The organism is Massilia orientalis, assembly GCF_030411975.2.
Classification (GTDB): Bacteria; Pseudomonadota; Gammaproteobacteria; order Burkholderiales; family Burkholderiaceae_D; genus Telluria; species Telluria orientalis.
The window spans coordinates 37,611-64,348 of sequence record NZ_JASNRB020000011.1 but is presented as its reverse complement, the minus strand read 5'-3'; the positions used below and the strand labels follow the sequence as shown (position 1 = coordinate 64,348).

17 protein-coding genes are annotated in these 26,738 nt (G+C 66.7%); 8 read left to right on the top strand and 9 right to left on the bottom strand.

The window, feature by feature from the left end; all coding sequences use genetic code 11:
• Positions 1–78 precede the first annotated feature (78 nt).
• Positions 79–1,647 (top strand): GH39 family glycosyl hydrolase, encoded by a 1,569-nt coding sequence (locus tag QPK29_RS18530; RefSeq protein ID WP_371770688.1) that lies wholly within the window; start codon positions 79–81, stop codon positions 1,645–1,647.
• A 6-nt stretch (positions 1,648–1,653) separates the two neighbouring features.
• On the opposite strand, the gene QPK29_RS18525 is transcribed toward QPK29_RS18530, so the two are convergent.
• Together QPK29_RS18525 and QPK29_RS18520 are read right to left on the bottom strand one after the other, a co-directional pair.
• Positions 1,654–3,036: a YfcC family protein gene (locus tag QPK29_RS18525; protein WP_371770687.1), complete on the bottom strand. Its 1,383-nt coding sequence runs from the start codon at positions 3,034–3,036 to the stop codon at positions 1,654–1,656.
• A gap of 2 nt (positions 3,037–3,038) precedes the next feature.
• Complete coding sequence (locus QPK29_RS18520; RefSeq protein ID WP_371770686.1) at positions 3,039–4,157, bottom strand: succinylglutamate desuccinylase/aspartoacylase family protein; 1,119 nt, start codon at positions 4,155–4,157, stop codon at positions 3,039–3,041.
• Positions 4,158–4,310: 153 nt separating this feature from the next.
• Here QPK29_RS18520 and QPK29_RS18515 point away from each other — a divergent pair, with 153 nt between their 5' ends.
• Genes QPK29_RS18515 through QPK29_RS18505 form a run of 3 tightly spaced genes read left to right on the top strand, consistent with a single transcriptional unit; the run spans position 4,311 to position 9,231 of the window.
• Positions 4,311–5,240 carry a MurR/RpiR family transcriptional regulator gene (locus tag QPK29_RS18515; RefSeq protein WP_160407334.1) on the top strand — a complete coding sequence of 310 codons (930 nt, stop codon included), beginning with the start codon at positions 4,311–4,313 and terminating at the stop codon, positions 5,238–5,240.
• A 33-nt stretch (positions 5,241–5,273) separates the two neighbouring features.
• On the top strand, positions 5,274–8,018 hold the full coding sequence (locus tag QPK29_RS18510; RefSeq protein ID WP_371770685.1) for a TonB-dependent receptor: 2,745 nt from the start codon (positions 5,274–5,276) through the stop codon (positions 8,016–8,018).
• 1 nt (position 8,019) lies between these two features.
• Positions 8,020–9,231, top strand: coding sequence for a cyanophycinase (locus tag QPK29_RS18505; RefSeq protein ID WP_371770684.1), 1,212 nt, complete (start codon positions 8,020–8,022; stop codon positions 9,229–9,231).
• Between the two features lie 112 nt (positions 9,232–9,343).
• On the opposite strand, the gene uvrA is transcribed toward QPK29_RS18505, so the two are convergent.
• Positions 9,344–12,193 (bottom strand): excinuclease ABC subunit UvrA, encoded by a 2,850-nt coding sequence (gene uvrA / locus QPK29_RS18500; protein ID WP_371770683.1) that lies wholly within the window; start codon positions 12,191–12,193, stop codon positions 9,344–9,346.
• A gap of 480 nt (positions 12,194–12,673) precedes the next feature.
• Here uvrA and ssb point away from each other — a divergent pair, with 480 nt between their 5' ends.
• Positions 12,674–13,174: a single-stranded DNA-binding protein gene (gene ssb, locus QPK29_RS18495; RefSeq protein ID WP_056437874.1), complete on the top strand. Its 501-nt coding sequence runs from the start codon at positions 12,674–12,676 to the stop codon at positions 13,172–13,174.
• A 179-nt stretch (positions 13,175–13,353) separates the two neighbouring features.
• Here the strand turns inward: ssb and QPK29_RS18490 are convergent, their stop codons facing one another.
• On the bottom strand, positions 13,354–13,779 hold the full coding sequence (locus QPK29_RS18490; RefSeq protein ID WP_371770682.1) for a hypothetical protein: 426 nt from the start codon (positions 13,777–13,779) through the stop codon (positions 13,354–13,356).
• Positions 13,780–14,148: 369 nt separating this feature from the next.
• Complete coding sequence (locus tag QPK29_RS18485; protein WP_371770681.1) at positions 14,149–15,195, bottom strand: type IV toxin-antitoxin system AbiEi family antitoxin; 1,047 nt, start codon at positions 15,193–15,195, stop codon at positions 14,149–14,151.
• A gap of 284 nt (positions 15,196–15,479) precedes the next feature.
• On the opposite strand from QPK29_RS18485, the gene QPK29_RS18480 reads away from it, so the two are divergent.
• Positions 15,480–16,157 (top strand): methyl-accepting chemotaxis protein, encoded by a 678-nt coding sequence (locus QPK29_RS18480; RefSeq protein WP_371770680.1) that lies wholly within the window; start codon positions 15,480–15,482, stop codon positions 16,155–16,157.
• Between the two features lies 1 nt (position 16,158).
• Here QPK29_RS18480 and QPK29_RS18475 read toward each other — a convergent pair whose 3' ends face one another.
• From QPK29_RS18475 to QPK29_RS18460, 4 genes are all read right to left on the bottom strand, one after another.
• Positions 16,159–17,694, bottom strand: coding sequence for a rhamnogalacturonidase (locus QPK29_RS18475; protein WP_371770679.1), 1,536 nt, complete (start codon positions 17,692–17,694; stop codon positions 16,159–16,161).
• A gap of 130 nt (positions 17,695–17,824) precedes the next feature.
• On the bottom strand, positions 17,825–19,570 hold the full coding sequence (locus QPK29_RS18470) for a ClcB-like voltage-gated chloride channel protein (RefSeq protein WP_371770678.1): 1,746 nt from the start codon (positions 19,568–19,570) through the stop codon (positions 17,825–17,827).
• A gap of 23 nt (positions 19,571–19,593) precedes the next feature.
• The gene (locus tag QPK29_RS18465; protein ID WP_371770677.1) at positions 19,594–20,943 is read right to left on the bottom strand and encodes an ATP-binding protein; all 1,350 of its coding nucleotides are present in this window, start codon (positions 20,941–20,943) and stop codon (positions 19,594–19,596) included.
• Complete coding sequence (locus QPK29_RS18460) at positions 20,927–21,589, bottom strand: response regulator transcription factor (protein WP_056126878.1); 663 nt, start codon at positions 21,587–21,589, stop codon at positions 20,927–20,929. Before QPK29_RS18460 ends, QPK29_RS18465 begins: the two co-directional genes overlap by 17 nt.
• A gap of 114 nt (positions 21,590–21,703) precedes the next feature.
• On the opposite strand from QPK29_RS18460, the gene QPK29_RS18455 reads away from it, so the two are divergent.
• Entirely contained in the window at positions 21,704–23,014 is a 1,311-nt protein-coding gene (locus QPK29_RS18455) for an outer membrane protein assembly factor BamB family protein (RefSeq protein WP_371770676.1), read from the top strand.
• Positions 23,015–23,202: 188 nt separating this feature from the next.
• On the top strand, positions 23,203–26,685 hold the full coding sequence (locus QPK29_RS18450) for a glycosyl hydrolase 2 galactose-binding domain-containing protein (protein ID WP_400189798.1): 3,483 nt from the start codon (positions 23,203–23,205) through the stop codon (positions 26,683–26,685).
• Positions 26,686–26,738 lie beyond the last annotated feature (53 nt).

Sequence of the window (26,738 nt, the reverse complement as noted above, 5' to 3'; positions counted from 1 at the left end):
TCTATCCTTTCGTCAACTCGCATTGTTAGCGCAAACATCTTAGAGATAAGCGAGCTTCGACGTAAAAGGACAATAGACATGAGACACCGCCGCACCGTGCTGCGCGCCGCTCTGGCGCTGGCTTTCACCACCCCATTCGCATTGCCCGCCATGGCCGCCGACGCCGCGCGCCAGATCGTCATCGACGCGAACGCGCCGACCGTCCCGCGCGACCATGCCGCCGACCTGTCGGTGGGTTCCGATTACCCGGGCACGCTGATCCGCGACGACAGCCTGGCCCAGTTGAAGATCGCGAAGGATGAGCTGGGCTTCCGCTACATCCGCTTCCACGGCATCTTCCACGACGTGCTGGGCACGTTCAAGGTCGTCGACGGCAAACCCGTCTACAACTGGACGAAGATCGACTACCTGTACGACAAGCTGCTGGGCATGGGCATCAAGCCGTTCGTCGAGCTGGGCTTCACGCCGGAAGCGATGAAGACGTCGGACAACAGCATCTTCTACTGGAAGGGCAATACCTCGCACCCGAAACCGGAACTGTGGGCAGGCCTCGTCGACGCCTTCGTGCGTCACGTGCAGCAGCGCTACGGCAAGGAAGAAGTGCGCACCTGGTTCTTCGAAGTGTGGAACGAGCCGAACCTGGACGGTTTCTGGGAAAAGGCCGACCAGAAGGCCTACTTCGACCTGTATGACGTGACCGCGAAGACCATCAAGGCGATCGACCCGACGCTGCGCGTGGGCGGTCCGGCGACGGCGGGTGCGGCCTGGGTGCCGGAATTCCTCGCGCACACGCAGAAGAGCGGTGCCGCGGTCGACTTCATCGCCACGCACACCTATGGCGTGGACGGCGGCTTCCTGGACGAGAACGGCCAGGGCGACCAGAAGCTGTCGCCGTCGCCGGACGGCATCGTCGGCGACGTGCGCAAGGTCCGCAAGGAGATCGAAGCGTCGTACCTGCCCAAGCTGCCGCTGTATTTCACGGAATGGAGCACGAGCTACAACCCGCGCGACCTCGTGCACGATTCGTACATCAGCGCCGCCTACATCCTGTCGAAGCTGAAGGCGACGGAAGGCATCGCGCAGGGCATGAGCTACTGGACCTATACGGACCTGTTCGAGGAACCGGGTCCGCCGACCGCGCCGTTCGAAGGCGGTTTCGGCCTGATGAATCCGCAGGGCATCCGCAAACCCGCCTGGTTCGCCTACAAGTACATGAACGAGCTGGGCGACCAGCAGGTGCAGACCGCCGACAAGCAAAGCTGGGTGACGAAGGACGCGAACGGCGTGCAGGTGCTGGCGTGGGACTTCCAGACGCCGGACATGGGCAAGAAGACCAACCGCCCGTTCTTCGGCGCCGTCCAGCCGACGAAGAACGGCACGCCGTTGACGCTGTCGCTGAAGGGCATGAAGCCGGGCACGTATCACGTCCAGGTGTACCGCACGGGCTTCAAGGCCAATGACGCGTACACGGCCTACATCGAGATGGGCAAGCCGAAAACCCTGGCGGCCGGCCAGCTCGCGAAGCTGCAGGCGCTGACGGTCGACAAGCCCGAGACGCGCACCGTGAAGGTCGCGGCGAACGGCACCGCGAACGTGCAGGTGCCGATGCGCGCGAACGACGTGGTCCTGGTGAAGATCGCCAAGTAATGTCGCTCAGCCCCACTGCATCAGGCAGGGGGGCACGAGCAGCACGAGGGCCAGCACGAGGTAGATCAGCTGCAGCGGGATCATCCACCTGGCCCACGTGATCCATGGCACGCGCGCGAGCGCGAGCACGCCGACCGTGATGCCGGACGTCGGGATCATGGGCGTCGACAGCTCGCCGAGTTGAAAAGCGAGGATCGCGGTCTGGCGCGTGACGCCCACGAGGTCCGCGAGCGGCGCCATGATCGGCATCGTCAGCGCGGCCTGGCCCGTACCCGAGTGGATGAAGAAGTTGATCACCGACTGGATCAGGTACATCTTCTGCGCCGCGAATACGGGGTGGCTCGACTGTACGAGCGGCATCAGGCCATGCAGCATCGTGTCGATGATGTGGGCGTCGCGCGCGAGGATCATCGTGCCGCGCGCGATCGCGATCACGAGCGCCGTCGGTGCCAGGTCCTTCGCGCCCTGCATGAACGCCGCTACCCAGTTGTCGGACCCCAGCCGGCCCACGATGCCCACGACGATCGCCATGGATAAGAACAGCGCCGCGATCTCGTCGATGTACCAGTCGAACTTCACCACGCCGATCACCATCGCCGCCAGCGCCAGCGCGAAGATCGCCAGCACCGCCTTGTGCTGGCCCGTCATGCGGTCGAGCCCCGTGGCAGCCGGCTGTTCGAGGCGCCGCGTCTGGTCCAGCACATAGGTCGGGCTCAGCGTGGGGTTCCGCTTCACGCGCGCCGCGTACCACATCAGGAACAGGATCGTGACGGACGTCGTCGCCACCCACACGATCAGGCGATAGCCGATCCCCGAAAACACGGGCACGCCCGCGATGCCCTGCGCGATGCCGACGTTGAACGGATTGAGGAAGGCGGCGCCGAAGCCGGCCTGCGAACCGAGGAACGGGATCGACACGCCGGTGATGGTGTCGTAGCCGAGCGCCAGCGCGAGCGGCACGAAGATCAGCACGAACGGAATCGCCTCCTCGTTCATGCCGAACGTGGCGCCGCCCAGCGAGAACAGGGTGACGAAGACGGGGATCAGCGCCGCGCGCACGAGCGCCGAGTGCTCGTGCATGCGGGCGATCGAACGGATGCCCGTGTCGATCGCGTCGGTCTTCTGCACGACCGCGAACGCGCCGCCGACGACCAGCACGAAGCCGATGATCTGCGCCGCCTCCACGAAGCCCTTGATGGGCGCCTTCATCAGCGCAACGAGGCCTTGCGGCGCGCTCTCGACATAGTGGAACGAGGCCGGGTCGATGAGCTGCTTGCCGTTCACGAGATGCGTGTCGTACTTCCCGCCGGGGATGAACCACGTCGCCAGCGCGATCAGCGCGAGGATCGCGAACAGCAGCACGAAGGTATTGGGAATTCGTAGTCGCATGATCACTGACTCAAAAGTGAACCCGAACGGAAGGGCGTCGTCCCCGCGATCTTACAGATGTGCATCCCGCGCAGCAGGTGGCGGTGTGCGGTGCTCGCGAACAGCAGGCCGTCGCGGCTCGCATGCACGGTCGCCGTGTCGCCGGTGACCGGGTTGACGATGTCGGCGACGGCGTCGCCCGCCTTCACCTCGTCGCCCAGCGCTTTCAGGAACACGAGCACGCCCGTTTGCGGCGCGTGCAGCGGTTCCACGGCCTCCAGCGGCGACGCCGCAGACCGCGGCGCGGGCAGGGCGTCATGCGGGATGTCGACGACGCCTTCGCGCGCGAGGAACTGCAGCAACGCGTGCGCATCCTGTTCCGCGTAATCGTAGCGCACGTCCATCTCGCCGCGCAGTTCGACGGTGACGGCGGCGCAGGCGGGCGGAATTGGTATCTCTGGACCGAAGTGCGCGGCCAGGTCCCACCACAGCTTGCTGCAGGCCTCGTCGAACGGTTCGCCGCCCGAACCGGCGGACAGCAGGTAGGCACGCGCGCCGAGCAGCGTCGCCAGCGGCGCCACGCGGTCCGCCAGCGCGGGACCGGTATAGACGTGCAGCAGCGCCTCGTTGTCGCAGTGCAGATCGAGCACGATGTCGGCGTCGATCGCCATGCCCAGCAGCGTCTTTTTCAGCACCTGCGTTGCGTCCTGCGGCTCCCACCGTTCGACGGCGGCGCGTGCCTCCGCACGGATCGCGGCCACGTTCGCGGCCGAATCCAGCCCGAGCCGGCCGGCCAGCGCATCTTTCAATTCGTCGGCGACGTGGCGGAAGGCGCGGTTGAAATTGGTACCGGTGCCGAGGTCGAAGCGCCCGAACGGCGCGCCGTGCACGATCTGCGACAGCCCGATCGGATTCGCGGCGGGCACGAGGATCACTTCGCCGCGGATGCGTCCCTCGCCATCGAGCCGTTCGAGTTCGCGCCGCAGGACGTGCGCGACGAGCATCGCGGGCACCTCGTCCGCGTGCAGCGATGCCTGGATATAGACCTTGCCGCCGCTGCCCGCGCTGCCGTAGTGGTACGACGTGAGCTGGTAACTGGCGACGCCCGGTTCGGTCGCGATCGGATGGGTCTTCGTATGCATGCGGACGTATCTCCTGGCGGCGGGTCTGCGGCCGATTATGTATGAATTTTTACACAACGTAAATCGATGAAAGATTATTTTCAAAATGTTGTTGAGTTGGGCGCCGCACCTGTTTTACATTAAAAAAACATTAACTCGTTGACATCCGGTCACATGACGCCTGCCGCCCCGTCCAGCGCCTCTCCCGACATCGGTTTCGCCGAGTCTTCGCTCGGCCAGTCGCTGCTGCGGGTGCTGGCCGAAGGGTCGGCGTCGAACCGCGCGATCGCGGATTACGTGCTGCGCAACCAGGTGCGCGTGACGGCGCTCGGCATCGAGGAACTGGCCGATGCGTGCGACGTGTCGACGGCGACCATCAGCCGCTTCGCGCGCGACCTCGGTTTCAGGAATTACGCGGCGATGCGGGGCGCGGTCGCGGAAACGCTGCAGTCCGTGTTGCAGCCCGTCGAAAAGCTGCGCAGCACGATCGCGCGCCGCGCCGCGAAAGCGTCGCCCGCGCTGGAAAGCCTGGGTTATGCGGAAGCGGCCATCACGGCCACGAGCCGCGCGCTGGCCGGCACGCAGATCGACCGCATCGGCGCCGTGCTCACCAGGGCGCGCACCGTGTACGTGCTGGGGTTCGGCCTGTCGTCGTTCCTCGCGGGCGCGCTCGCGATGCATCTGCAGCCGTTCTGCCGCCACGTCGTCGAAGCGGCGGCGAGCGGCGGTACGGAAGTCGCGGCGAGCCACCTCGCCACGATCACCGGCAAGGACGTGCTGGTCGTGATCTCGCTGCCGCGCTACACGCTGGACGCCGCGTCGCTGACCCGGTTTGCGCGCGATGCCGGCGCGACGATCGTCTCCATCACCGATTCGCCCGCGTCGCCGCTCGCTGAACTGGGGCACCACGTGCTGTACGCGCACAGCACGCACCCGGTGCTGCCCAGCAGTTCGAGCGCCGCGCTGGCCGTCATCGAGGCGCTGGCCGTGTCGCTGATGACGTCCAACAAGGCCAACGTGGCCAAGGCGGCCCGCCACACCGAGGCGATCGCCGCGTATCTCCACGGTGAACACCAGATTCGCAAGCTCGTCAAAAAAACCTGAGTCACCACAAGACACCAAGAGGGAGAGCACCGCATGACCAAGCACATTTCGAGAGCCCTGCAACCCACCATCCTCGCGGCGGCCGTCGCCGTCTTGACGTCGCAGCACGCCTATGCGCAGGCGCAGGCGGACGAACCGAAGATGCACCGCGTGGAGATCACCGGTTCGTCGATCAAACGCATCGACACGGAGACCGCGCTGCCCGTGCAGCTGATCTCGCGCGAGGACATCGAGAAGATGGGCGCGACGACGGCCGCGGAACTGGTCAAGAACATCAGCGCGAACACGGCGCCGGTGACGGACGGCCCCAGCATCACGGACGGCACGTCCGGCCAGCGCGGCCTGAACGGCGCCAACCTGCGCGGCCTCGGCGTGTCGTCCACGCTGATCCTGCTGAACGGGCGCCGTCTCGCCAACTTCGCGTCGCCCGGCGACAACTCGGGCGTCGACCTGAACAACATCCCGGCCGGGGCGATCCAGCGCGTCGAGGTGCTGAAGGATGGCGCATCCGCGATCTACGGTACCGATGCCATCGGCGGCGTGATCAACTTCATCACGCGCAAGGACTATACGGGCATCGACCTGGCCGCGTCGGCCGCGGGCACGCAGCAGGGTGGGGCAGGCAAGAAGACGCTGAGCCTCAGCGGCGGCACGGGCGACCTGAGCACCGACCGCTTCAACGTGTTCGGCGTGCTGGACATCCAGCAGCTCGACCGCCTGCGCTCGGGCCAGCGCCGCTTCATCTCCGAGCATCCGCTCGCGACGACGCTGCCGGCGCAGATGTCCAGCAATACTTTCCCGGCCAATATCGACATCTCGGCCGCGCAGCGTGCCGCCCTGATCGGCGCGGGCCTGCTGCCGGCCGGCAGCCGCGCGAGCCGCGTCAACCCGAGCGCGCCGAAGTGCAATCCGCCCGCCACCGTGTATGCCGAGAAGGGGCCGGGCGGCGTGGCCGGCTGCAGCTACGACTACATGGAAGACACGGAGATCTATCCGGACTCGCGCAAGATCGGCTTCATCGGCCGCGCGACCTTCCAGCTCGATCCGGACAACCAGCTGTTCGCGGAACTGGTGCAGACGCAGGCCAAGACCAAATACGTGCTGTCGCCGAACCCGGTGTCGACCCTGCGCAACCTGCCCGTCAGCATCCTGCCGGAGGCGTACCGCAACGCGCTGTCGGCGCCCGGCTTGCCGGCCACGGTCAACCGGATCCGCTACCGGATGGCGGAAGCGGGCAACCGTACCAACGACGTGACGAGTACCGGCCAGCGCCTGCTGCTGGGTGCCACGGGCACGATCAAAGGCTGGGACTACGACGTGGCGCTGGGCCGCGCCGAGAACAAGGCCATCGACAAGTACGTCGACGGCTACTTCCTGTACGACCAGTTCGAGGCCGGCGTGCGCTCGGGCGCGATCAATCCGTTCGGGCCGTCGTCGCAGGCCGGCCGGGACCTCATCAACAGCATCCGGGTCAACGACGAAGCACGCAATGCGAAGGGCGTGTCGACTTCCCTCGACGGCAAGATGTCGCGCTCCTTGACGACGCTGGCCGGCGGCGACCTGGCGCTGGCGGTCGGCGGCGAACTGCGCCACGAGCACCAGACGTTCAGGCCGTCGGACCTGCTGCGCTCGAATAACATCCAGGGTGACCGCGACAGCACCATTCCGGCCGGCGAACTGGCCGACGTAGAGACCGCGGACAACACGAGAAAAGTGGCCTCCGTGTTCACCGAGGTGGTCGCGCCGTTCACCAAGGAACTCGAGATGCAGTTCGCGGTGCGCTATGACCACTACAGCGAAGTGGGCAACACGACCAATCCGAAGATCGGCCTGCGCTGGCAGCCGATGCAGTCGCTGCTGGTGCGCGCGTCAGCGGGCACGGGCTTCCGCGCGCCGTCGCTGTCGGACCTGAAGCGCCCGACGATCTTCGGCACGACGGCCGGCATCCTGACCGACCCGCAATGCGTCAAGCAGGAAGGCAGCATCGACACGTGTACCGACCAGTGGAACGTGGAACGCCGCTCGAACCCGGACCTGAAGCCGGAAAAATCGCGCGAGTTCTCGCTGGGCGTCGTGTTCGAACCGGTCAAGCGTACGAGCCTCTCGATCGACTACTGGAACATCGAGAAGCGCGACGTGATCAGCACCCTGGGCGAACAGGTCATCATCGAAAACCCGGCCGCCTACAACGGCAAGTACATCCAGCGCGACGAGGACGGCTTCATCTCCAACATCCTGCTGATGAAGGAAAACCAGGGCAAGCTCAGGACGTCGGGCTTCGACATCGCCGGCGACTGGCGGTCGGAGCGCGGACCGTGGGGCCGCTTCGGCGTCAACCTGTCCGGCACGCTGATCCTGCACTACGACCGCCAGTTCGGTCCCGCCGAGCCGTTCCGCTCCAACCTGGGCGTGTTCCTGAACGACCAGGCGATCCAGAAATGGCGCCACCGCGTGAACTTCGAATGGGACAACGGCCCGGTCACGCTCACGCTGGCGAACCAGTACTCGATGGGCTACACGGACCAGAACACGACCTACGACCCGTACACGGACACGCTGCTGCCGCCGAACCACGTGAAGTACTACTCGCTGTGGGACCTGACGGGCAGCTGGACGATCAGCAAGCAGCTCAAGGTGCGCGCGGGCGTGCTGAACATGTTCAACGCGGATCCGCCGTTCTCGAACCAGGCCTGGTTCTTCCTGGCCGGGTACGACCCGAGCTACACGGACCCGCGCGGCCGCAGCGCGTTCGTGAGCGTGAACTACTCGTTCCGCTGACATGCTGAAGAAACTGGGTGTCGCGCTGGCGCTGGCGGTATGCGCCGGCGCGGTGATGGCGGCCGACGCCGGGCCGCCGAAAGGATCGCTGGTCATCATCGGCGGCGGCCTGCGCGTCAACAACGCCGAGGTGTGGGAGAAGATCGTTGCGCTCGCGGGCGGGAAGGGCGCGCGCATCGCCGTGCTCCCGACGGCCGCGCAGACGCCCGCGAAGGAAGCCCAGCTCACGGTGGATGCGCTGAACCGCTACGGCGCGCGCGCGTTCGTCGTCCCGGTCGCGCCCATGCTGGCCGGGACCGACGTGCGCAAGGCCGCGGACGATCCCGCGCTGGCCGAGGCGATCCGCAAGGCCGGCGGCGCGTTCTTCACCGGCGGCGACCAGGCCCGCATCACCGGGTCGCTGCGGCGCGCGGACGGCAGCAACACGGCCGTGCTGGACGCGTTGTGGGCGCTGTACCGGCGCGGCGGCGTCATCGCTGGCACGAGCGCGGGCGCTGCCATCATGAGCAGCACCATGTTCTACGATCCGCCGCTGGAAGTGATGCCCGTGCTGAAGAACGGCGTGGCGGATGGCAAGGACGTGGCGCCGGGACTCGGCTTCATCGGCGACGACGTCTTCGTCGACCAGCACCTGCTCGCGCGCGGCCGTTTCGGCCGCATGCTGCCGGCGATGCTGGCCAAGGGTTATACGCTGGGACTGGGCATCGACGAGAACACGGCCGCCGTCGTGGGACCGGCGCACGACGTCACGGTGATCGGCTACCGCGGCGCGCTCGTGCTCGACCTGGCCGGGGCCACGACGGACAAATCGAAGCCGGGATTCAATATCGCCAATGCGCGCATCAGCTACCTGGACAGCGGCGACCGGTTCAACCTGGCCACGCGCGCGTACGCGCCGGGGCCGGGCAAGGAGCCCGTGGACTGGCAGTACGTCGAGCACCGTGCGCCGATCTTTTATACGGACATCCTCGGCAACACGGCGGTCGCGGACCTGCTCGAGAAACTGGTGGACAGCGATCTGCAGCGCGCCGTCGGCGTGGCGTTCGAAGGGCCGGACAGCCAGTCGCCGGACCGCGGCTTCGAGTTCACGTTCACGCGCGTGCCGGACACCGCGGCATTCGTGACGAACCGCGAGGACGCGTATTCGATCTACCGGATCAGGATGGACGTGCGGCCGGTGCGGGTGCACCAGCCGTTTTATACGGTGGAGTAGGAAGTACGTCATTCCCGCGCAGGCGGGAATCCATACTGAGCCTGCGTAGTGTCGGCTCGATGCCGCAGGCCCGCGCGCTCAGCATGGGCCCCCGCTTCCGCGGGGGCGACGGTCAGGCTTTCAGCAGCGGCTTGAGGTACTTGCCCGTGACGCTGGCCGGATTGTCGGCCACGTCTTCCGGCGTGCCGTGCGCGACGATCGTGCCGCCGCCCGCGCCGCCTTCCGGACCCAGGTCGACGATCCAGTCCGCCGTCTTGATGACGTCCAGGTTGTGCTCGATGATGACGAGCGTGTTGCCCTGGTCGCGCAGGCGGTGGATCACCTTCAGCAGCAGGTCGATGTCGGCGAAGTGCAGACCGGTCGTCGGCTCGTCGAGGATATAGAGTGTCCGGCCCGTGTCGCGCTTGGACAGTTCCAGCGACAGCTTCACCCGCTGCGCCTCGCCGCCCGACAGCGTGGTCGCGCTCTGGCCCAGTTTGATGTAGCCGAGACCCACGTCCAGCAGCGTGTGCAGCTTGCGGGCGATGACCGGCACCGGCTTGAAGAACTCGTGCGCATCCTCGACCGTCATGTCCAGCACTTCGGTGATGTTCTTGCCCTTGTACTGGACTTCGAGCGTCTCGCGGTTGTAGCGCTTGCCGTGGCAGACGTCGCAGGGCACGTACACGTCCGGCAGGAAGTGCATCTCGACCTTGATGACGCCATCGCCCTGGCATGCTTCGCAGCGGCCGCCCTTCACGTTGAACGAGAAGCGGCCCGCGGAATAACCGCGTTCCTTCGCGGTCGGCACCGTCGCGAACAGGTCGCGGATCGGCGTGAACACACCCGTGTACGTGGCCGGGTTCGAACGCGGCGTGCGGCCGATCGGCGCCTGGTCGACCGAGATCACCTTGTCGAAGTGCTCCAGGCCGTGGATGGCCTCGTGCGGCGCCGGTTCCGTCTGCGAACCGTACAGGTGGCGCGACAGCGCCGGGTACAGCGTATCGTTCACGAGCGTCGATTTGCCGGAACCCGACACGCCCGTCACGCACGTCAGCAGGCCCACCGGCAGTTCCAGCGACACGTTTTTCAGGTTGTTGCCGGTCGCGCCCGTGATGACGAGCTGGCGGTCCGGGTCGGCCCGCGTGCGCTTCTTCGGCACGTGGATCTTCTTCTTGCCCGACAGGTAAGCCGCCGTCAGCGACTCCTTGCTCTTCATGATGTCCTTGAGCGAGCCCTCGGCGATCACGGCGCCGCCGTGCACGCCCGCGCCCGGACCCATGTCGACGATGTAGTCCGCCGTGCGGATCGCATCCTCGTCGTGTTCCACCACGAGCACGCTGTTGCCGATGTCGCGCAGGTGCTTCAGCGTGGCGATCAGGCGGTCGTTGTCGCGCTGGTGCAGGCCGATCGACGGCTCGTCGAGCACGTACATCACGCCCGTCAGGCCGGAGCCGATCTGCGACGCGAGGCGGATGCGCTGCGCTTCGCCGCCCGACAGGGTGTCCGCGCTGCGGTCCAGCGACAGGTAATCGAGGCCGACGTCGTTCAGGAATTTCAGGCGCGCGACGATTTCCTTGATCACGCGCTCGGCGATGTCCTTCTTCGCGCCCGTCAATTTCAGGTCGTCGAAATAGGTCAGGCAGTCGCGCAGCGGCGTCTTCGCCACTTCATAGATGGCGCGCTGCTGCTTGCCGTTGCCGATCTTGACGTAGCGCGCTTCCGTGCGCAGGCGCGCGCCGCCGCACGACGGGCACTCCTTCTCGTTGATGAACTTCGCCAGCTCTTCCTTCACGGCCATCGAATCCGTCTCGCGGTAGCGGCGCTGCAGGTTGTTGACGACGCCCTCGAACGTGTGCTCGCGCATCACCGTGCGGCCACGCTCGTTCACGTACGCGAACGGCACCGACGTCTTGCCGGAGCCGAACAGCACGACGTCCTGCGCGGGCTTCGGCAACTGCTCGAACGGCTTGTCGAGGTCGAAGCCATAGTGCGACGCGAGGCTCGTCAGCATCTGGTAGTAGAACTGGTTGCGGCGATCCCAGCCCTTCACGGCGCCGGACGCCAGCGACAGGTTCGGGAACGCGACGATGCGCTTCGGATCGAAGAACTCGATATGGCCCAGGCCATCGCATTCCTGGCACGCGCCCATCGGGTTATTGAAGGAGAACAGGCGCGGCTCCAGCTCCTGCAGCGAATAGCCGCAGACGTTGCACGCGAACTTGTTCGAGTAGATGTGCTCCTTCTCCGTATCCATCTCGTACGCGACGGCGCGGCCGTCCGCGATGCGCAGCGCGGTTTCGAAGCTTTCGGCCAGGCGCTGCTTGATCTCGGCATTCACCTTGATGCGGTCGATGACGACGTCGATCGTGTGCTTTTCCGTCTTCTTGAGCTTCGGCAGGTCGTCCACGTCGTAGATCTTGGCCGCGTGCGTGCCGCTCTGGATGCGGAAGCGGACGAAGCCCTGCGCCTGCATCGCCTCGAACAGGTCGCTGTGCTCGCCCTTGCGGTTCGCCACGACGGGCGCCAGGATCATCAGCTTGGTCCCTTCCGGCATGGCCAGCACGGCATCGACCATTTGCGACACGGTCTGGGCGGCCAGCGGCTCGTCCGAATGGTCCGGGCAGTAAGGCGTGCCGACGCGTGCGTACAGCAGACGCAGGTAGTCGTGGATCTCGGTGACGGTGCCGACGGTCGAACGCGGGTTGTGCGACGTCGCCTTCTGCTCGATGGAGATCGCGGGCGACAGGCCCTCGATCATGTCGACGTCCGGCTTTTCCATCAGCTGCAGGAACTGGCGCGCATAGGCCGACAGCGATTCGACGTAGCGGCGCTGGCCTTCGGCATACAGCGTGTCGAAAGCGAGCGACGACTTACCGGAACCCGACAGGCCGGTGATGACGATCAGCTTGTTGCGCGGCAGGTCGAGGTTGATGTTCTTGAGATTGTGCGTGCGGGCGCCGCGGATACGGATTTCTTCCATTGTTGTTTGAAGGCTTTCGAATGGTTGCGGGGCCGGCGCACGAATGGCACAGGTGAGCGGGCCGAACGGGAAAGCGCACTAGTTTACCTGTTTTTATTTACAGTGGTATGCCGGCGCTCGAAAAAGTCTGCGAGGCTTGGTAGCATGATATGACGACCTGTCAAGATCTGCCGTTCCGGTACAACGTGCGCGTATCGTATGTGGTCCGGGAGCGGCGCGTTTCAATGGCAGACTCACCAGAAAACGAAAATAAGCGGAAAAATTTTCGTCCGGCTGTATTGATGAGCATCTCTTCCAATTCGGGCACTTCGCCCCCATCTTCGAGGTCTGATCAGGTGCTGTAACCCGGGTGCCCGATCAGTGCGGAATCAGTTGCTTTCTCATGCGACTGACCAGCATAATAGCGGGCCGTATTCAACATGTTTCCCTAACGCTTAGACAACACGCAGAGTCAGGGACTATCCAAAGGAGCTTTACAAAATGGCATCAGTTAACAAGGTCATCATCGTCGGCAATCTCGGCCGCGATCCGGAAATTCGCTACATGCCGAGCGGCGACGCCATCGCCAACATCGCGGTGGCCACGTCCTACAAATCGAAGGACCGCAACACCGGCGAGCAGAAAGAGCTGACCGAGTGGCACCGCATCTCGTTCTTCGGCCGCCTCGCCGAAATCGTCGGCCAGTACCTGAAAAAGGGTTCGTCGGTCTACGTCGAAGGCCGCCTGCAGACCCGCAAGTACACCGACAAGGACGGCATCGAGCGCTACGCCACCGACATCATCGCTGAAAACATGCAGATGCTGGGCGGCCGCCAGGGCATGGGCGGCGGCGACAGCTACGGTGGTGGCGACGACATGGGCGGCTATGACGCCGCGCCGAGCCGCCCGGCACCGCGCCAGGCCCCGCCGGCCCCGGCCGCACGTCCGCAGCCGAAACCGGCACCGAACTTCTCCGATATGGATGACGATATTCCGTTCTAAGTGCGACCTCGTCGTCCGCTGATGAAAGCCCGCTCTTCGGAAGAACAGCGGGTTTTTCTTTACTTTGCCATGGCTTGAATAACAGGAGACCAGGACGGTGATCGAATAAGTCCGCTACAAGATAGCGGCCGATCAGGCCGACCAGTTCATTGCCGCCTATGCGACGGCGCGCGGAGCAATTAGTTTCGAAGCCCGAGCTCGAACTGGCTCAGCAGCTTGTCCGCCATATCGGATTCGATGCCGGCAGAGCGGGTCATGTGGACGAGAAGGCGGTCGCGTTTGCGCGGGTCGGCCAGGATGGCGAGCAGGGCGTGTAATGAGTCGTCGTGCAAGATGACACGCGTGTCATGGCCGAGCAGGGTCGCACCGGCCAGGGGCAGGTCGAATCCGGCGGCTTCGAGTAATTCAAATGCCTCCTCATACATGCGGTCGCCATTCCCTGCTTCGTGGTAGTGCTGGAGGAGGAAAAGGAGATCCTGGGCATCCTTGTTGTCTTGCAGCCCGCGGTCGTCCCATGCCAGCAGCTTGAGCGCGCCAAGCGCTGGAATCGATACGACCCGGATGACAAGGCCGTTATCTGCCTCCACGTCCAGTGCTGATGCCAAGGCTTCGGCATATCCGGTGGCCAGGCAATGCGATGAGCTTCCTGTTCCACGCCGCCAAAAGGAATCAGATCCAGCGGGAACGCGTTGCCGTATTCCGTGGGCTTGTAATGCAATAGATGTATTCTGTCTGCGGCCGGGGTGAAGCTGCCGGTGGCCACGAGAGCAGCCTTCAGTGCGTTGAAGCGCTCCCAGTGATCGAGTGCGATGGCGAAGTCGACGTCATGAGTCGCCCGCGGGGTGTCGAGGCCGAACACATGGGTCATCAATATGTCGCGTGCGGTTGCGCCGACGAGAAGATAATCGCAGCCGAGCTCTCCCGTTACCGACCGAACCGTGGACAGGATCTCGAGAAGTACTGGATTGAAGGGTTTATCGAGTCGTATCGTGTACATGCTCAATGATCCCGGGCACGAGCTGGCGTGCCACGGCAATGTTGCGTGAATCGTGGCTTGCCATCAGGTCCGCATAGATGAGGTGCAGTGGTACAGTCGGGAATGAGTCAGCGAAGTGATCCGGATTCCAGAACATTTCGACGATTTCGATGCGCCCTCGGGGATCCGCGCGTAGACGGAAGCTTTTGACGATGTCTTTGAGCGCGTGCGGGTCATCCATGTCGATGTAGACCGTGCACTCCTGGGGTTTGAGGTGGCCGGTCAGGATCATGGCTGCTGGTTCGCCACCCCACGCCGAAAGCCTGAATCCAGGGCTCCAGTTGAGGAATTCGTCGAGATTATCGATTGCGAAACGGTATTTCCTAAGCTTGGGCTTGAGCCTACCAGCATAGCCACTGGCCCACTCGTTCAGAAACAGTTCCGGCGTGCGGATCATGCGCTTGCCGTCGGCCGTCGAGCCGATTAATTCACGCGATTCCAGCGTATCGAACGCCTTGCTGATGGCCCCGATCGCTATCCGTGCGTGCATCGAGATGTCCCGGTAGGGCGCATTGAGCAATGCGGGCTCGGCCAAGGCGGCAAACATCATCCGAAGCGCCCCCGGCGTCATCGTATTGTTGGCCGGGAATTGGATTTCAGCGTCACCGCGTCTGCCCGTCACGTAAATGTAAATGCCAGCACCGTCATTGATGTAGGCATTACCCGCCGTATCGATGAACTGCAGGCCGATGTCGCGGCAACGGGTTGCCATGTCAGGGCTGAGCGGGGAACTGACCAGCAAGGCGCGCTGCGCGTTGCCGAGCCTGTTCAACAGGTTGAGCGGTAGCGCATACCGGTCGACTTTCTTCTTGATCTCGCAGTCGTATCGTAATTTTCGACCATTGATCGTAAGGAGGACCGCAGCAACGGTATCGTCATTCGGCGTATCAAGGACTTCCCCCTGGATGCACGTCGAGTCGTGCAGCGCTTCCAGAGCGCTTGCGATGAATGCGGTTTCACTCCCAGGGATAAACAGGTTGTTCATGGTTCTTCAGCGTTCACGTTACGTGAACATGGCCAAGATATGAACAATCATACATTATGTTCATCTTTTCAGCGTGTTCACGTTACGTGAACAAGAAAAAATCGTGAACAAACGGGCGAGCCTGCCCAAAATTTGGGCTGGCTCACGCCCCGGGTGCACATCCTCTCCCCGGTTTGATTCAAGTTAGTGCATGTAACTACAGCAGCCACGAATCTGGCTGGCATAAAACCTGCATCAGCTACTGCATCAGCCGCCGCCGGCGGCCACCCCGATCGGAGCCCAGGATGCACGCAGACACTCTTCCCACCTCATCCACCGCACAGCCCGACGTCAAACTGTCCGGCGACGTGTTCGGCGCCCTGATCAACCTGTCCGGCCGGCGCCGTTTCACGTCGCAGCGGGTCGTGCTGTATTCGGTGCTGGCGTCGCTCGGCCATGACGGCGCGGACAAGACGGCGCGCGACACGCTGGCGGCCTTCCGGGACGCGCACATCACGCTCGTGCAGGGCAAGCAGGGTTTGCCGGGCATCTTTTGCCAGCAATTGCGCGACGCGTATTTCGGCACGATGCGGGGCGACCAGATCATCCGCGACTTCATCGCACTGGCCGAGAGTACGCTGGACGCCATCGGCACGACGTCGCGGCGCGCGCCCGCGCTGCTCGATGAGCTGGTGCGCAGCGCGACGCCGTTGCTCACCGTGCTCAATGCGCTGACCCTCGTGTACGAGGAACAGTCCAAGCGCCATGCCCTGCTGCAGCGCCGGCAGATGCAGGAATTGATGGGGGACATCAAGACCATCGCGCGGCAGGCGCGCATGGTCGCCTTCAATGCCCAGGTCGTCGCTGCGCGCGCCGGCGACGTCGGCAGGGAGTTTGCCGTGGTCGCGAGCACCATGACCAACGTCACCGGCGAGATCGATGCGCTGGTGCAGACCGCCCTGGAGGGGTCGCTTGCCTACTGAATCAGATGCGCTGGCGCTGCACGGTGCCGGGAACGTGCTGGTCCTGGACCCTGCGCGCATCGCGCACCGTGAAGTCCGTCACCGACCGCAAGTCGAACAGCGCCGCGCCGCCGCTGCCCGGCTGGGCGTTGACCGCGCTGAAGACGGCGTCCCGCACGTCCTCCAGCACGAAGGCGGCGCGCGCGTCGGGCTGCGCATACGTCACCGTGACGTGGTCGGCGTCGACGCCGGCCGCATGGCGCACGTACAGGCCATAGGCCGGGCAGGGCCCGAACATGCCCGGCTCGGGATACGCTGCCGGCTTTTCCAGCGGGACCGCGTCGCGGAGCATGGCCGTGCCGCCGCCTTCGACGTGCAAGCGCAGGTTCGACAGGTGGATGTCCTCGACCGGATGACCGGGCAGGCCGCTGATCGTGCTGGTAAAACCCGCCTGCGCGCCCGAGACGACGATGTTGCTGATGTTGACGCGCCGGATGGTCCCGACCGGCGGCGCGTCCGGCCCGCGCAGGCGCGCGCCGAGGACGATGAAGATGGGATCGTTGGCCACCTTGCGCATGGTGATGTTGGAAATCGTGAGGTCTTCGATGTGCGAACCGTCCACGCTTTCGATGGCGAGGCCGCGGCAATCGTCGAAAATGCAGTTGGTGATCGTGATGTTCCTGAAGTCGCCATTCGATTCCGTGCCCAGCTTGATCCGCCCGAAGCGGCCCGAGTGGTAGTCGGGTGCGCTGCGCTTGAATGTCCCGTCCAGCAGCGTGCCGACGTCGAAATTCCCGGCCACGTAACAATCCGAAATGGTGATGTTGTCGCAGGCCGCGATCCGGCCCAGTGCATACGACGCCTTCAGGCAGATGCCGTCGTCCCAGGGCGAATTGACGCTGCACCTGGAAATGCGCACGTTGCTGCAGCAATCGATGTCCATGCCGTCGCGATTGGTATCGATGCGTAGATTATCGACCGTCACGTTGCTGCATCCGGTCGCCAGGATACCGAAATGGCCCCCTCGCAAGATGCCGAAGTCGCGCAACAGGACGTTATTGCATTCGCGTAGCGCGATCGCCTTGTTGCCTTCGCCCGGCCCGCCGTCCGCGTCGTAGCGTATGCTCCCGTCGGGCAGCTTCCGGTAGCCCGGATTGAGTCCCTTGCCATCGATGTGGCCGGTGCCGGTGATCGCAACGCTGTCCAGGCCGATGCCCCAGATCAGGCTGTTTTTCCAGTGGCTGTGGCCGAAGTCCTGGTAGTTGCCGCCCGCGGCATTCGGTTCCGGCAGGTCGTACGGCGCGACCTTCCAGTCCACCGCTTCGATCACCGCGCCCGCCTCCAGATGCAGCGTGACGCGGCTGCGCAGCCGGATCGATGCGGACAGGTAGCGCCCGGGCGGGACATGCACGGTGCCGCCGCCGGCCCTGGCCGCCGCCTCGATGGCGGCGTTGATGGCGCCGGAATCGACCGTTTTACCGTCGCCGCGGGCGCCGTAGTCGCGCACGTCGTGGCGCGCCGCGGCTTGCGCCTGCGCGTTGCCGAAGGCGGACAGCATGGGAAGCGAGGCCGCCAGTCGGGCGGCTGAACCAAGCAAACGACGGCGGGTAAGTGTGCTCATGGACCGGTACGCGGAAGAGTGGGTAATCTCTCGATGTTATCGATCTCACAATATATGTGCAAGCAGTTTATGCCTCCACCTGCATCCCCAGCGGCGCCCGATTCAGCCTGACATACGCATCCAGCACATCCGTCTTGTGCACGGCCCCGAGCAGCTCGGGGTCGAGCGCGCTGCGCACGGCCGGCAGCCGCTCGCCGAAGTGGCGCATGAACTGGCGCAGCGCGTCGTCCAGGCCCATGTCGGCCGTGACGACGGGCAGGGCGTCGGGCCGGGCGATGTCGGCGCAGGTGCGGGAGGATGCCTCGTCCCGCTCGTACAGCGCGGCCACGTCGTGCAGCGCCACCACGCCGCGGTAGCGCCCGGCGGTGTCGACGAGGTAGACGTATTTCACGGGATGCTGGCGGAATAGCGCGGCGGCCTGCGCGATGGAGGCATCGAGCGGCAGGACGGTGTCGGCGGGGCGGATCAGTTCCTGCATCCGGATCGCGCGCAGGCGTTCGCGTTCCTGCTCGTCGGCCGCGCGGCGGGCCGTGATCTCGTACATCGACGGCCCGTTCACGGCGCGCGCGACGCCGAAGGCGACGACGCAGGCCAGCATCAGCGGCAGCATCAACGAATAGCTGAGCGTCATCTCGAAGATCATCAGGATCGCCATCAGCGGCGCGCTCGTCGCGGCGGCCAGCAGGGCGCCCATGCCGACGGCGACGAACGCGGCCGGCGCGGCGGCCGTTTCCGGCGTCAACGCCTGCGGCACCAGCGCGAACAAATGGCCGACGGCCGCGCCGACGAACAGCGTGGGCGTGAAGATGCCGCCGATGGCGCCGGATCCGCTGGTGAGCAGCGTCGCCGCGATCTTGCAGACGAGGACGACGAGAACGGCCTGCCATAGCCAGGACTGGTGCAGCAGCGCGTTCACGACGCTGTAGCCGTTGCCCCAGACCTGTGGCACCCAAATGGAGATGGCGCCCACGCCCAGGCCGCCGAGCGCGAGGCGCAGCGGCAGCGGCAGGCCGCTGTTGGCGAACAGGCCGCGCGTGCGCTGCAGCGCGACCAGGAAGGCCGGCGCGATCAATCCCGCGAGCACGCCCAGCGCGACGAACCACACGACCTCCAGGTTGGCGATGGGCGCGAACGCGGGCATCTCGTATGTCGGGTGATAGCCGGGCAGGCGGCGCATGGTGATGTTGGCGACGACGGCGGCGACCATGATCGGCCCGAGGCTGTTCATGGTGATGGCGCCCAGGATGATCTCGGTGACGAAGAACGCGCTGGCGATGGGCGCGTTGTAGGCCGCGGCGATGCCCGCAGCCGCGCCGCATGCCACGAGCAGGCGCAGACGCTCCGTATTGAAACGGGCGATGCGGCCGATGACGGACGCGCTCATCGCCGCCAGCTGGATCATCGAGCCTTCGCGGCCGATCGAGCCGCCGGACGCGATCGACAGCAGCGACGATACGCTGTTCACGAGCGTAAGCTGCACCGGCACCTTGCCGTCGCCGACGGCCACCACTTCCATGTAGTCCGCACGCGCACCGCCGGCATGGCGGCGCGCCAGCACCAGCACGCAGCCGGCCAGCAGGCCGCCCGCGCATGGCATCAGCAGGCGTGCCTGCCAGGGCAGTGCGGTCGCGATGTCGACGAACGAGCCGCTGCGGCCGAACAGCAGCGCCTGCAGCAGCGTGAGCCCGTCGCGGAAGAGGAGCGTCGCCAGCGCGCCGGCGCAGCCGACGAGCGCCGCCCACAGCAGGATGGCATTGGCGCGCAGCAGCAGCGCGAGCCGCGTGCGCAGGCGATCGGGCGAAGAAACGTTCATGGTGAGGGAGCGGAGCCCGGCCACTATAGCATGCGCTCGGGGTGGCTCAAGCCGAACGCGATGCGCACGGCCAGTCCGCACCCATCGGGGCGGCCGTCGAGCGTGATGCGGGCGCCGTTGCGGGCCGCGGCCCGTTCCGCGATCGCGAGACCGAGGCCGCTGCCCGCCTGGTCCTGGCCGGGCACGCGGTAGAAGCGTTCGAACACCCGGGCACGCAGCGCGGGCGGGATGCCGGGACCCTGGTCCGACACCGTGATGCATGGACCGGCGTCGAGGCACACGTCCACGCGCGCGCCGTCCGGCGAATACTTGATCGCGTTGCCGACCACGTTGTCGAGCAGGGCGGCCATGCTTTCGCGGTGCAGCGGCAGGATGACGGGGGCAGCTGCGCGCAATTCGATGTCGACGCCGCGCTGCAGCGCCAGCGGCGCGGCCACGGCGATGCGTTCGCGCAGCAGCGCGGCCAGGTCCTGGTCCTGCAGCGGCGCGTCCGTCGGTTCCTGGCGCGCCCGTTCGTAGGCGAGCAGCTGGTGCACCGCGTGCGTGGCGCGCGCGACGCCTTCGCGCAGGCCGGCACCGGCTTCGGTCTTCCGGGCCGCGTCGGTCGACGCTTCCAGCAGGTGGGCATTGAGCTGCACGACCGACAGCGGCGTCTTGAGCTCGTGCGCGGCGTCCGCGAGGAACTCGTGTTCGCGCGCGAGCCGCTCGGACAGGCGCCGCATCAGGCGGTTCACCGCATCGACGACGGGTGCCAGTTCGCGGTAGGGCGACGCGGGCAGCGGCGCCAGCTCGGCCGCACCGCGTGCTTCGAGCGCCTGCGCCATCGCGCGCAGCGGGCGCAGGCCCACGCGCACGATGAACCAGGCCGGCAGCAGCACGAACGGCAGGCTGTAGACGAGCGGCGAGAACAGGTACTTGGCGGCCGACGGCGTGAACACCCAGTCGACGTTGGGCTTCTCGCGCCGCTCGACCACGATGCCGCGCGCGGCGTCGCGCTCGACCCAGCGCACCCACCCGTCGTCCGGCGGCGCGTCCGGGTCCGAGTCGTACACGAGCTGCCCGTTCAGCCACACGCGGGTCTGCGCATGCGTCTCGAAGCCCGTCTCGCGGAACATGTCCAGGCGCAGCGCCTCGATGCCGCGGCCGATGCGCGCCAGCGCTGCCGGGTCGGATGGCAGCGACTGCATGTTCAGCATGATCTGGCGCGTCCACGCGCGGTTGACGATGGACGTCTGGCGCGCCTGGTCGACCTTCACCTGCCAGGCGATGTGGGCCAGCGCCGCCAGCCAGATGGCGAGCATGACGAGCATGAAGCCGATCAGGAGGCGGCGCAGCAGCGACTTCGGTGGCGACACGCTAGCGGTCGCCGTCATGGCGCACCATGTAGCCGACGCCGCGCACGGTGCGGATGTAGCCGTCGCCGATCTTCTTGCGCAGGTTCGAGATATGCACGTCCAACGTCTGGCCCTCGCTGTAGGGCAGCACGCCCTGTTCGAGTTCCGCGCGCGTGACGATGCGGTCCGGGTTGCGCACCAGCGCGTGCAGCAGCGCGAACTCGGTCCGCGACAGGTTGACGGGCGCGCCGCGGCACGTGGCGCTCATGCTGCGCGTATCGATGGCCAGGTCGCCGACCTGCCACAGCGTGTCGGCCTGCGCACCGCCGGCGCGGCGCACGACGGCGCGCAGGCGCGCCAGCAGCTCGGGGATGTCGAAGGGTTTGATGAGGTAATCGTCGGCACCGCCGTCGAAGCCGTCGAGGCGGTCCTGCAGGCTGTCGCGCGCCGTGATCAGGACGGCGGGCAGCACGTGGCCGGCTGCGCGCAGGCGGCGCAGCAGCGCGACGCCGTCGCCGTCGGGCAGGCCCAGGTCCAGCAACAGCGCGTCGTGGCGGCGCTCGTCCAGCAGGCGCGCGCAGTCGCTGCCCAGGCGCACCCAGGTGACGTCATGGCCGTCGTTGTGCAGCACCGACTGCAGCGCGCGGCCCAGCGCCAGGTCGTCTTCCACGAGTAGGAGTCGCATGGAGCGCAAGTATAGCGACGCGTCGCCGCCGCGCCTATCGGCCGTGAAGCCTCCCTGAAGATTGCGCGCGCTTCCCGCCTCTAGAATGGCGGCATCCCAACGTCAGGAACCCCCATGCGCCGCCTTGCCCTGCTGCTTGCCTTCCTCGCCACCCCATCGTTCGCCGCCGACTGGCCCATGTTCATGGGCGACCCCGCGCACACCGGCCGTGCCGCCGGCGAGACGCGCGCCGTCAAGGGTTTCAGGCTGGCGGGGCGGTTCGACGTCCACGCGGCGATCCACGCGTCGCCCGTGGCGGCGCAGGGGCGCGTGTTCGTCGGCGCGGAGAACGGCAACCTGTACGCGCTCGATGCGAAGACGCGTACCCTGCAGTGGCTGTATCACGCGCGCGGCGGCATTGCGTCGACGCCCGCGGTGGCCGGCGGCACCGTCTACTTCCTCGACCGCGCGGGCAGCGTGCATGCGCTCAAGGCGGACGACGGCTCGCCGCGGTGGACCTTCCGCACGCAGGGCGAGGCGGTGTTCGCCGCGCACGGCATGTTCGGCATGCCGCGCGACGGCCAGCCCGTGCCCGACCCGTGGGACCTGTACCTGTCGTCGCCGCTGGTCCATGACGGCAAGGTCTACGTGGGCAGCAGCGACGGCCACGTGTATGCCCTCGACACGAAGGACGGCAAGCTGGCCTGGGCGTGGCGCACGGGCGGCATGGTGCATTCGTCGCCCGCGCTCGCCGGCGGCAACATCGTCGTCGGCAGCTGGGACGGCGCCGTGTATGCGCTCGATGCACGGACGGGCGAGCAGCGCTGGCGCCACCAGACGGGCGTCGAGCAGAAGACCAGCATCATGTTCGGCATCCAGGCATCGCCCGCCGTCGATGGCGACACGGTCTACGTCGGCTCGCGCGACGGCTTTTTCTACGCGCTCGATGCGGCCGGCGGCCAGCCGAAGTGGCGCTACGACGCGCAGGGCAGCTGGGTCGTCGGCACGCCGGCGGTGGACGGCGACAGCGTGTACGTCGGCACGTCCGACACCGGCCTGCTGCTGGCGCTGGACAAGCGCACCGGCCGCGAACGCTACCGCTTCGACACGAAGGTGTGGACGTTCGCGTCGCCGCTGCGCGTGGCCGATGTCGTCGTGGCGGCGTCGATGAAGGGAGAATTGCACGCGCTCGACGCGGCGACCGGGCGCGCGCGCTGGTCGTGGCGCGGCGATGCGCTCGCCGTGAACGATGGCCGCGTGATCGACACGGCCACGGGCAAGCTGGACACGAAGCACATGTACGAGGGCGGACCGCATGCGCTGTATGCGGCCGTCGAATACGTCAAGCGTCTCGGTGCCTTCGCCGGCTCGCCGGCCTGGTACGACGGCCAGCTGATCGCGGCCACCGCGACAGGCGAGGTATTGTTCTTCGAACCGCAGCGCTGACGGGCGGCTTTACTAAAACGCCGCGCGCCGCTGCCCGCGCGGCGGGCAGCATCGTTTGACCATCAAGCGCGGCCAGTTTAGTAATCACCGCTAAACAGCGTCGCAAAGCCTTTCCGGCGTTTGACCCTCCTTCCGGGCGGATGCAGAATCCGCCGCATAACGATGCCGGCCGTCCGCGCCGGTACTTCATGCCTACCCCGGAGACCATCATGCGCCACGCCAGTTCGGGCCTGCCCACGCCCGCCGCACGCCCGCCCCGCCTTTTGAACGCCTTGCTCGCCGCCGTGTTGCTGGCGGCATCCGCCGCCCACGCGGCCACATGGGGACCGTTCAACGCCGAATTCCCGGCCGCCGCCGATGGCCTGGTCAAGAAGGCACCCGCCGGCGTGACGCTGACGGCGCAGCGCGTCGCCATCGGCGGCTGGTTCAAGCCGTCGGAAGTCGCGCGCGGCACCGCGCTGCTGGCCGGCGCGGACGGCATCGGCTACCTGTGCAGCGTGGACGGCACGCTGGCGTTCTGCGGCGCGGGTGCGCCGGTGCGCAGCGGCGTACCGCTGCCCGCGGGCGCCTGGACCCATGTGGCGGCCAGCCGGGACGGCCGCCACGTCGTCCTGTACGCGAACGGCAGGGAAGTGGCGCGGCAGGAGGTGCAAGGCGGTGCAGCCGCCGCCGCCCAGATCGCGATCGCACCCCGCACGGGGACCGATGCCGCGTTCGCGGGCCGCGTGGCGGGGCTGACGCTGGGCGACGACGCACAGGCCGTCGCACGGCCCGCGGCGACGCCGCCAAACGAAGGCATGATCGTGTTCGAGAACGGCAGCCCGCACTGGCCGCTGCAGACCCGCCAGATGGCCGGCCAGCTCGCGCCGCAGGACGCATGGACGCTGCCGCACAGCGCGACGCCGCCGTCGCAGCCCGTCGCCGTGCCGGCCTATGCGGGGCCGGCGCTGGAACCGCGGGGCGCGAACGAATGGACGATCCGTGCGTGGACGCTGCAATCGGCGGACCAGGCACCGGGATCCGCGCAGCAGATCGCCAGCGGCGGCTATGACGCGTCGCGCTGGTACAAGGCCACGGTGCCGGGGACCGTGCTCACCACGCTCGTCGACCGCGGCGTCTATCCGAGCCCGGCGTATGGTCTCGACAACCTCGCGATCCCGGAAAGCCTCAGCCGCCAGGATTGGTGGTACCGCACGAGCTTCACGCTGCCGCGCGGCCATCGCCCCGGCCGCCATCTGTTCGTCACGTTCAAGGGCATCAATTACGCGTCCGAGATCTGGGTCAACGGCCGCCGTGCCGGCACGACGCGCGGCGCCTTCATGCGCGGCAGCGTCGACCTGGGGCCGTACCTGAACCCGACAGGCGAGAACGTCATCGCCGTCAAGGTGTCGCCGCCGCCGCATCCCGGCATCGCGCACGAGGAATCCGTCGCGGCCGGCGTCGGCGAGAACGGCGGCGTGCAGGCGCAGGACGGCCCGACCTTCATCGCCACCGAGGGCTGGGACTGGATCCCGTCCGTCCGCGACCGCAACACGGGCCTGTGGCAGGACGTCGTCCTGCGCAGCACCGGCGACGTGCGCGTGGGCGATGCGCACGTGATCACGGCGCTCGCGGACGACCATCATGAGGCCGACGTCGGCATCGAGGTCCCGGTGACGAACCTGTCGAACAAGACCGTGCGCGCGACCGTGCGCGCCACCATCCGCGACCGGGCGGGGTCGATGCGGGCTATCGTCGTGAGCCGCACGCTGGACGTGGCACCCGGCACGCATACCGTGCGCTTCGCATCGAACGACTTCGCCGCGCTGAAGGTGAAGCAGCCGCGCCTGTGGTGGCCGAACGGCTACGGCAAGCCGGAGCTGCACGACCTCGACGTCGACGTGCTGCAGGGCGCGGCGCTGTCCGACCATGCGCGCACCGCGTTCGGCATCCGCAGCGTGACCTACGAACTGTCGCTGGTCGACCGCACAGGCCACCTGCGCCGCGTGGAGGCCGATTTCACCAGGGCGCACGCGCTCGGCGTGCGTATCACCGACGCCCGCCACGAGGCGCTGCGCAAGGTCGCGGGCAACCAGTGGGCCACCGGCCTGCGTGCGGAAGCGGAGGGCACGGCCGCGATCCGCGAACTGGCCGATGCCGGCAGCCTGGCGCCGCACCTCGTCATCAAGGTCAATGGCGTGCGCATCGCGGCGCGCGGCGGCAACTGGGGCATGGACGACTTCATGAAGCGCGTCGACCGCGCGCGCCTGGAACCCTATTTCCGCCTGCACCGCGACGCCCACGTGAACATCATCCGCAACTGGGTCGGCCAGAACACGGAAGAGACGTTCTTCGAGCTCGCCGACGAATACGGCCTCATGGTGCTAAACGACTTCTGGGCCTCGACGCAGGACTACAACATCGAGCCGCAGGATGTCGACCTGTTCATGGCGAATGCCGTCGACGTCGTGCGCCGTTTCCGCAACCACCCCTCGATCGTCGCCTGGTTCGGCCGCAACGAGGGCGTCCCGCAGCCGGCGCTGAACGAGAAGCTGGAAGCGCTGATCTATGCGGAAGACGGTACGCGCTGGTACACGGGCAGTTCGAACCGCGTGAACCTGCAGAACAGCGGCCCGTACGACTACCAGCCGCCGGAAACGTATTTCACGACGCACGGCAAGGGCTTCGCCGTCGAGGTGGGCACGCCGTCGTTCCCCACGCGTGAAGCGTTCGAAGCCGCGGTGCCGGCGTCCGAGCGCTGGCCGCTGGGCGACACCGCCGCGTACCACGACTGGCACCCCAGCGGCAACGGCCGCGTGGAACCGTTCATGAAGGCGCTCGAGCGGCAGTACGGCGCGCCGGCGTCGCTGGCGGACTTCGAGCGCAAGGCGCAGCTGATGAACTACGAATCGCACCGCGCGATCTTCGAAGGCATGAACGCGGGACTGTGGCGCGAGAACAGCGGCCGCATGCTGTGGATGACGCAGCCGGCCTGGCCGAGCACGATGTGGCAGATCCTCAGCCACGACTACGACACGCACGCCGCCTACTACGGCACGAAACACGCGTCCGAACCCGTGCACGTACAAATGAACCTGCCCGATCACGCGGTCGACGTCATCAACAACCCGACCACGCCGCTGGACAAGGCGCGCGTCGCGTTCGAGGCCTGGACCGTCGACGGCCGCCTGGCGGGCCGCGGCGCCGCCACCGTCAGCGTGCCCGGCGTCGCCACGTCGGGGCCGATCGATCTCGGCATCGCGCCGCTGCTGGCGCGCGAAGGCCTGCTGGTCGTCAAGCTGACCTTGACCGACGGCGCGGGCCGCACGCTGTCGGACAACGTGTACTGGCCGTCGACGAGCCCGGAGCGCCAGCGCGGCCTCGATACGCTCGCCGGCGTGCCCGTGACCGTGCGCGCATCCGCCCGTACGGAAGGTACGGCGCGCAAGGTGGACGTCACGTTGACCAATCCGTCCAGGGTGCCCGTGCTGAACACGAAACTGACCCTGCTCGACGCGGCCGGCGCGCGCGTGCTGCCCGTGTACTGGTCGGACAACTACGTGGCGCTGATGCCGGGCGAGAGCCGGACCGTCAGCGCCGAGTTTACCGGTGCGACCGGCGCGCTGAAGGTCGCCGTACGCGCCTGGAACGGCCCGGAACAGGCGGTCGCGGTGGACGCCGCGCAGCCTTGAACCTGCGCGACAAGCTGATTGTTTAGTAAAGACGAAGAAACTGAAAGGTGTCC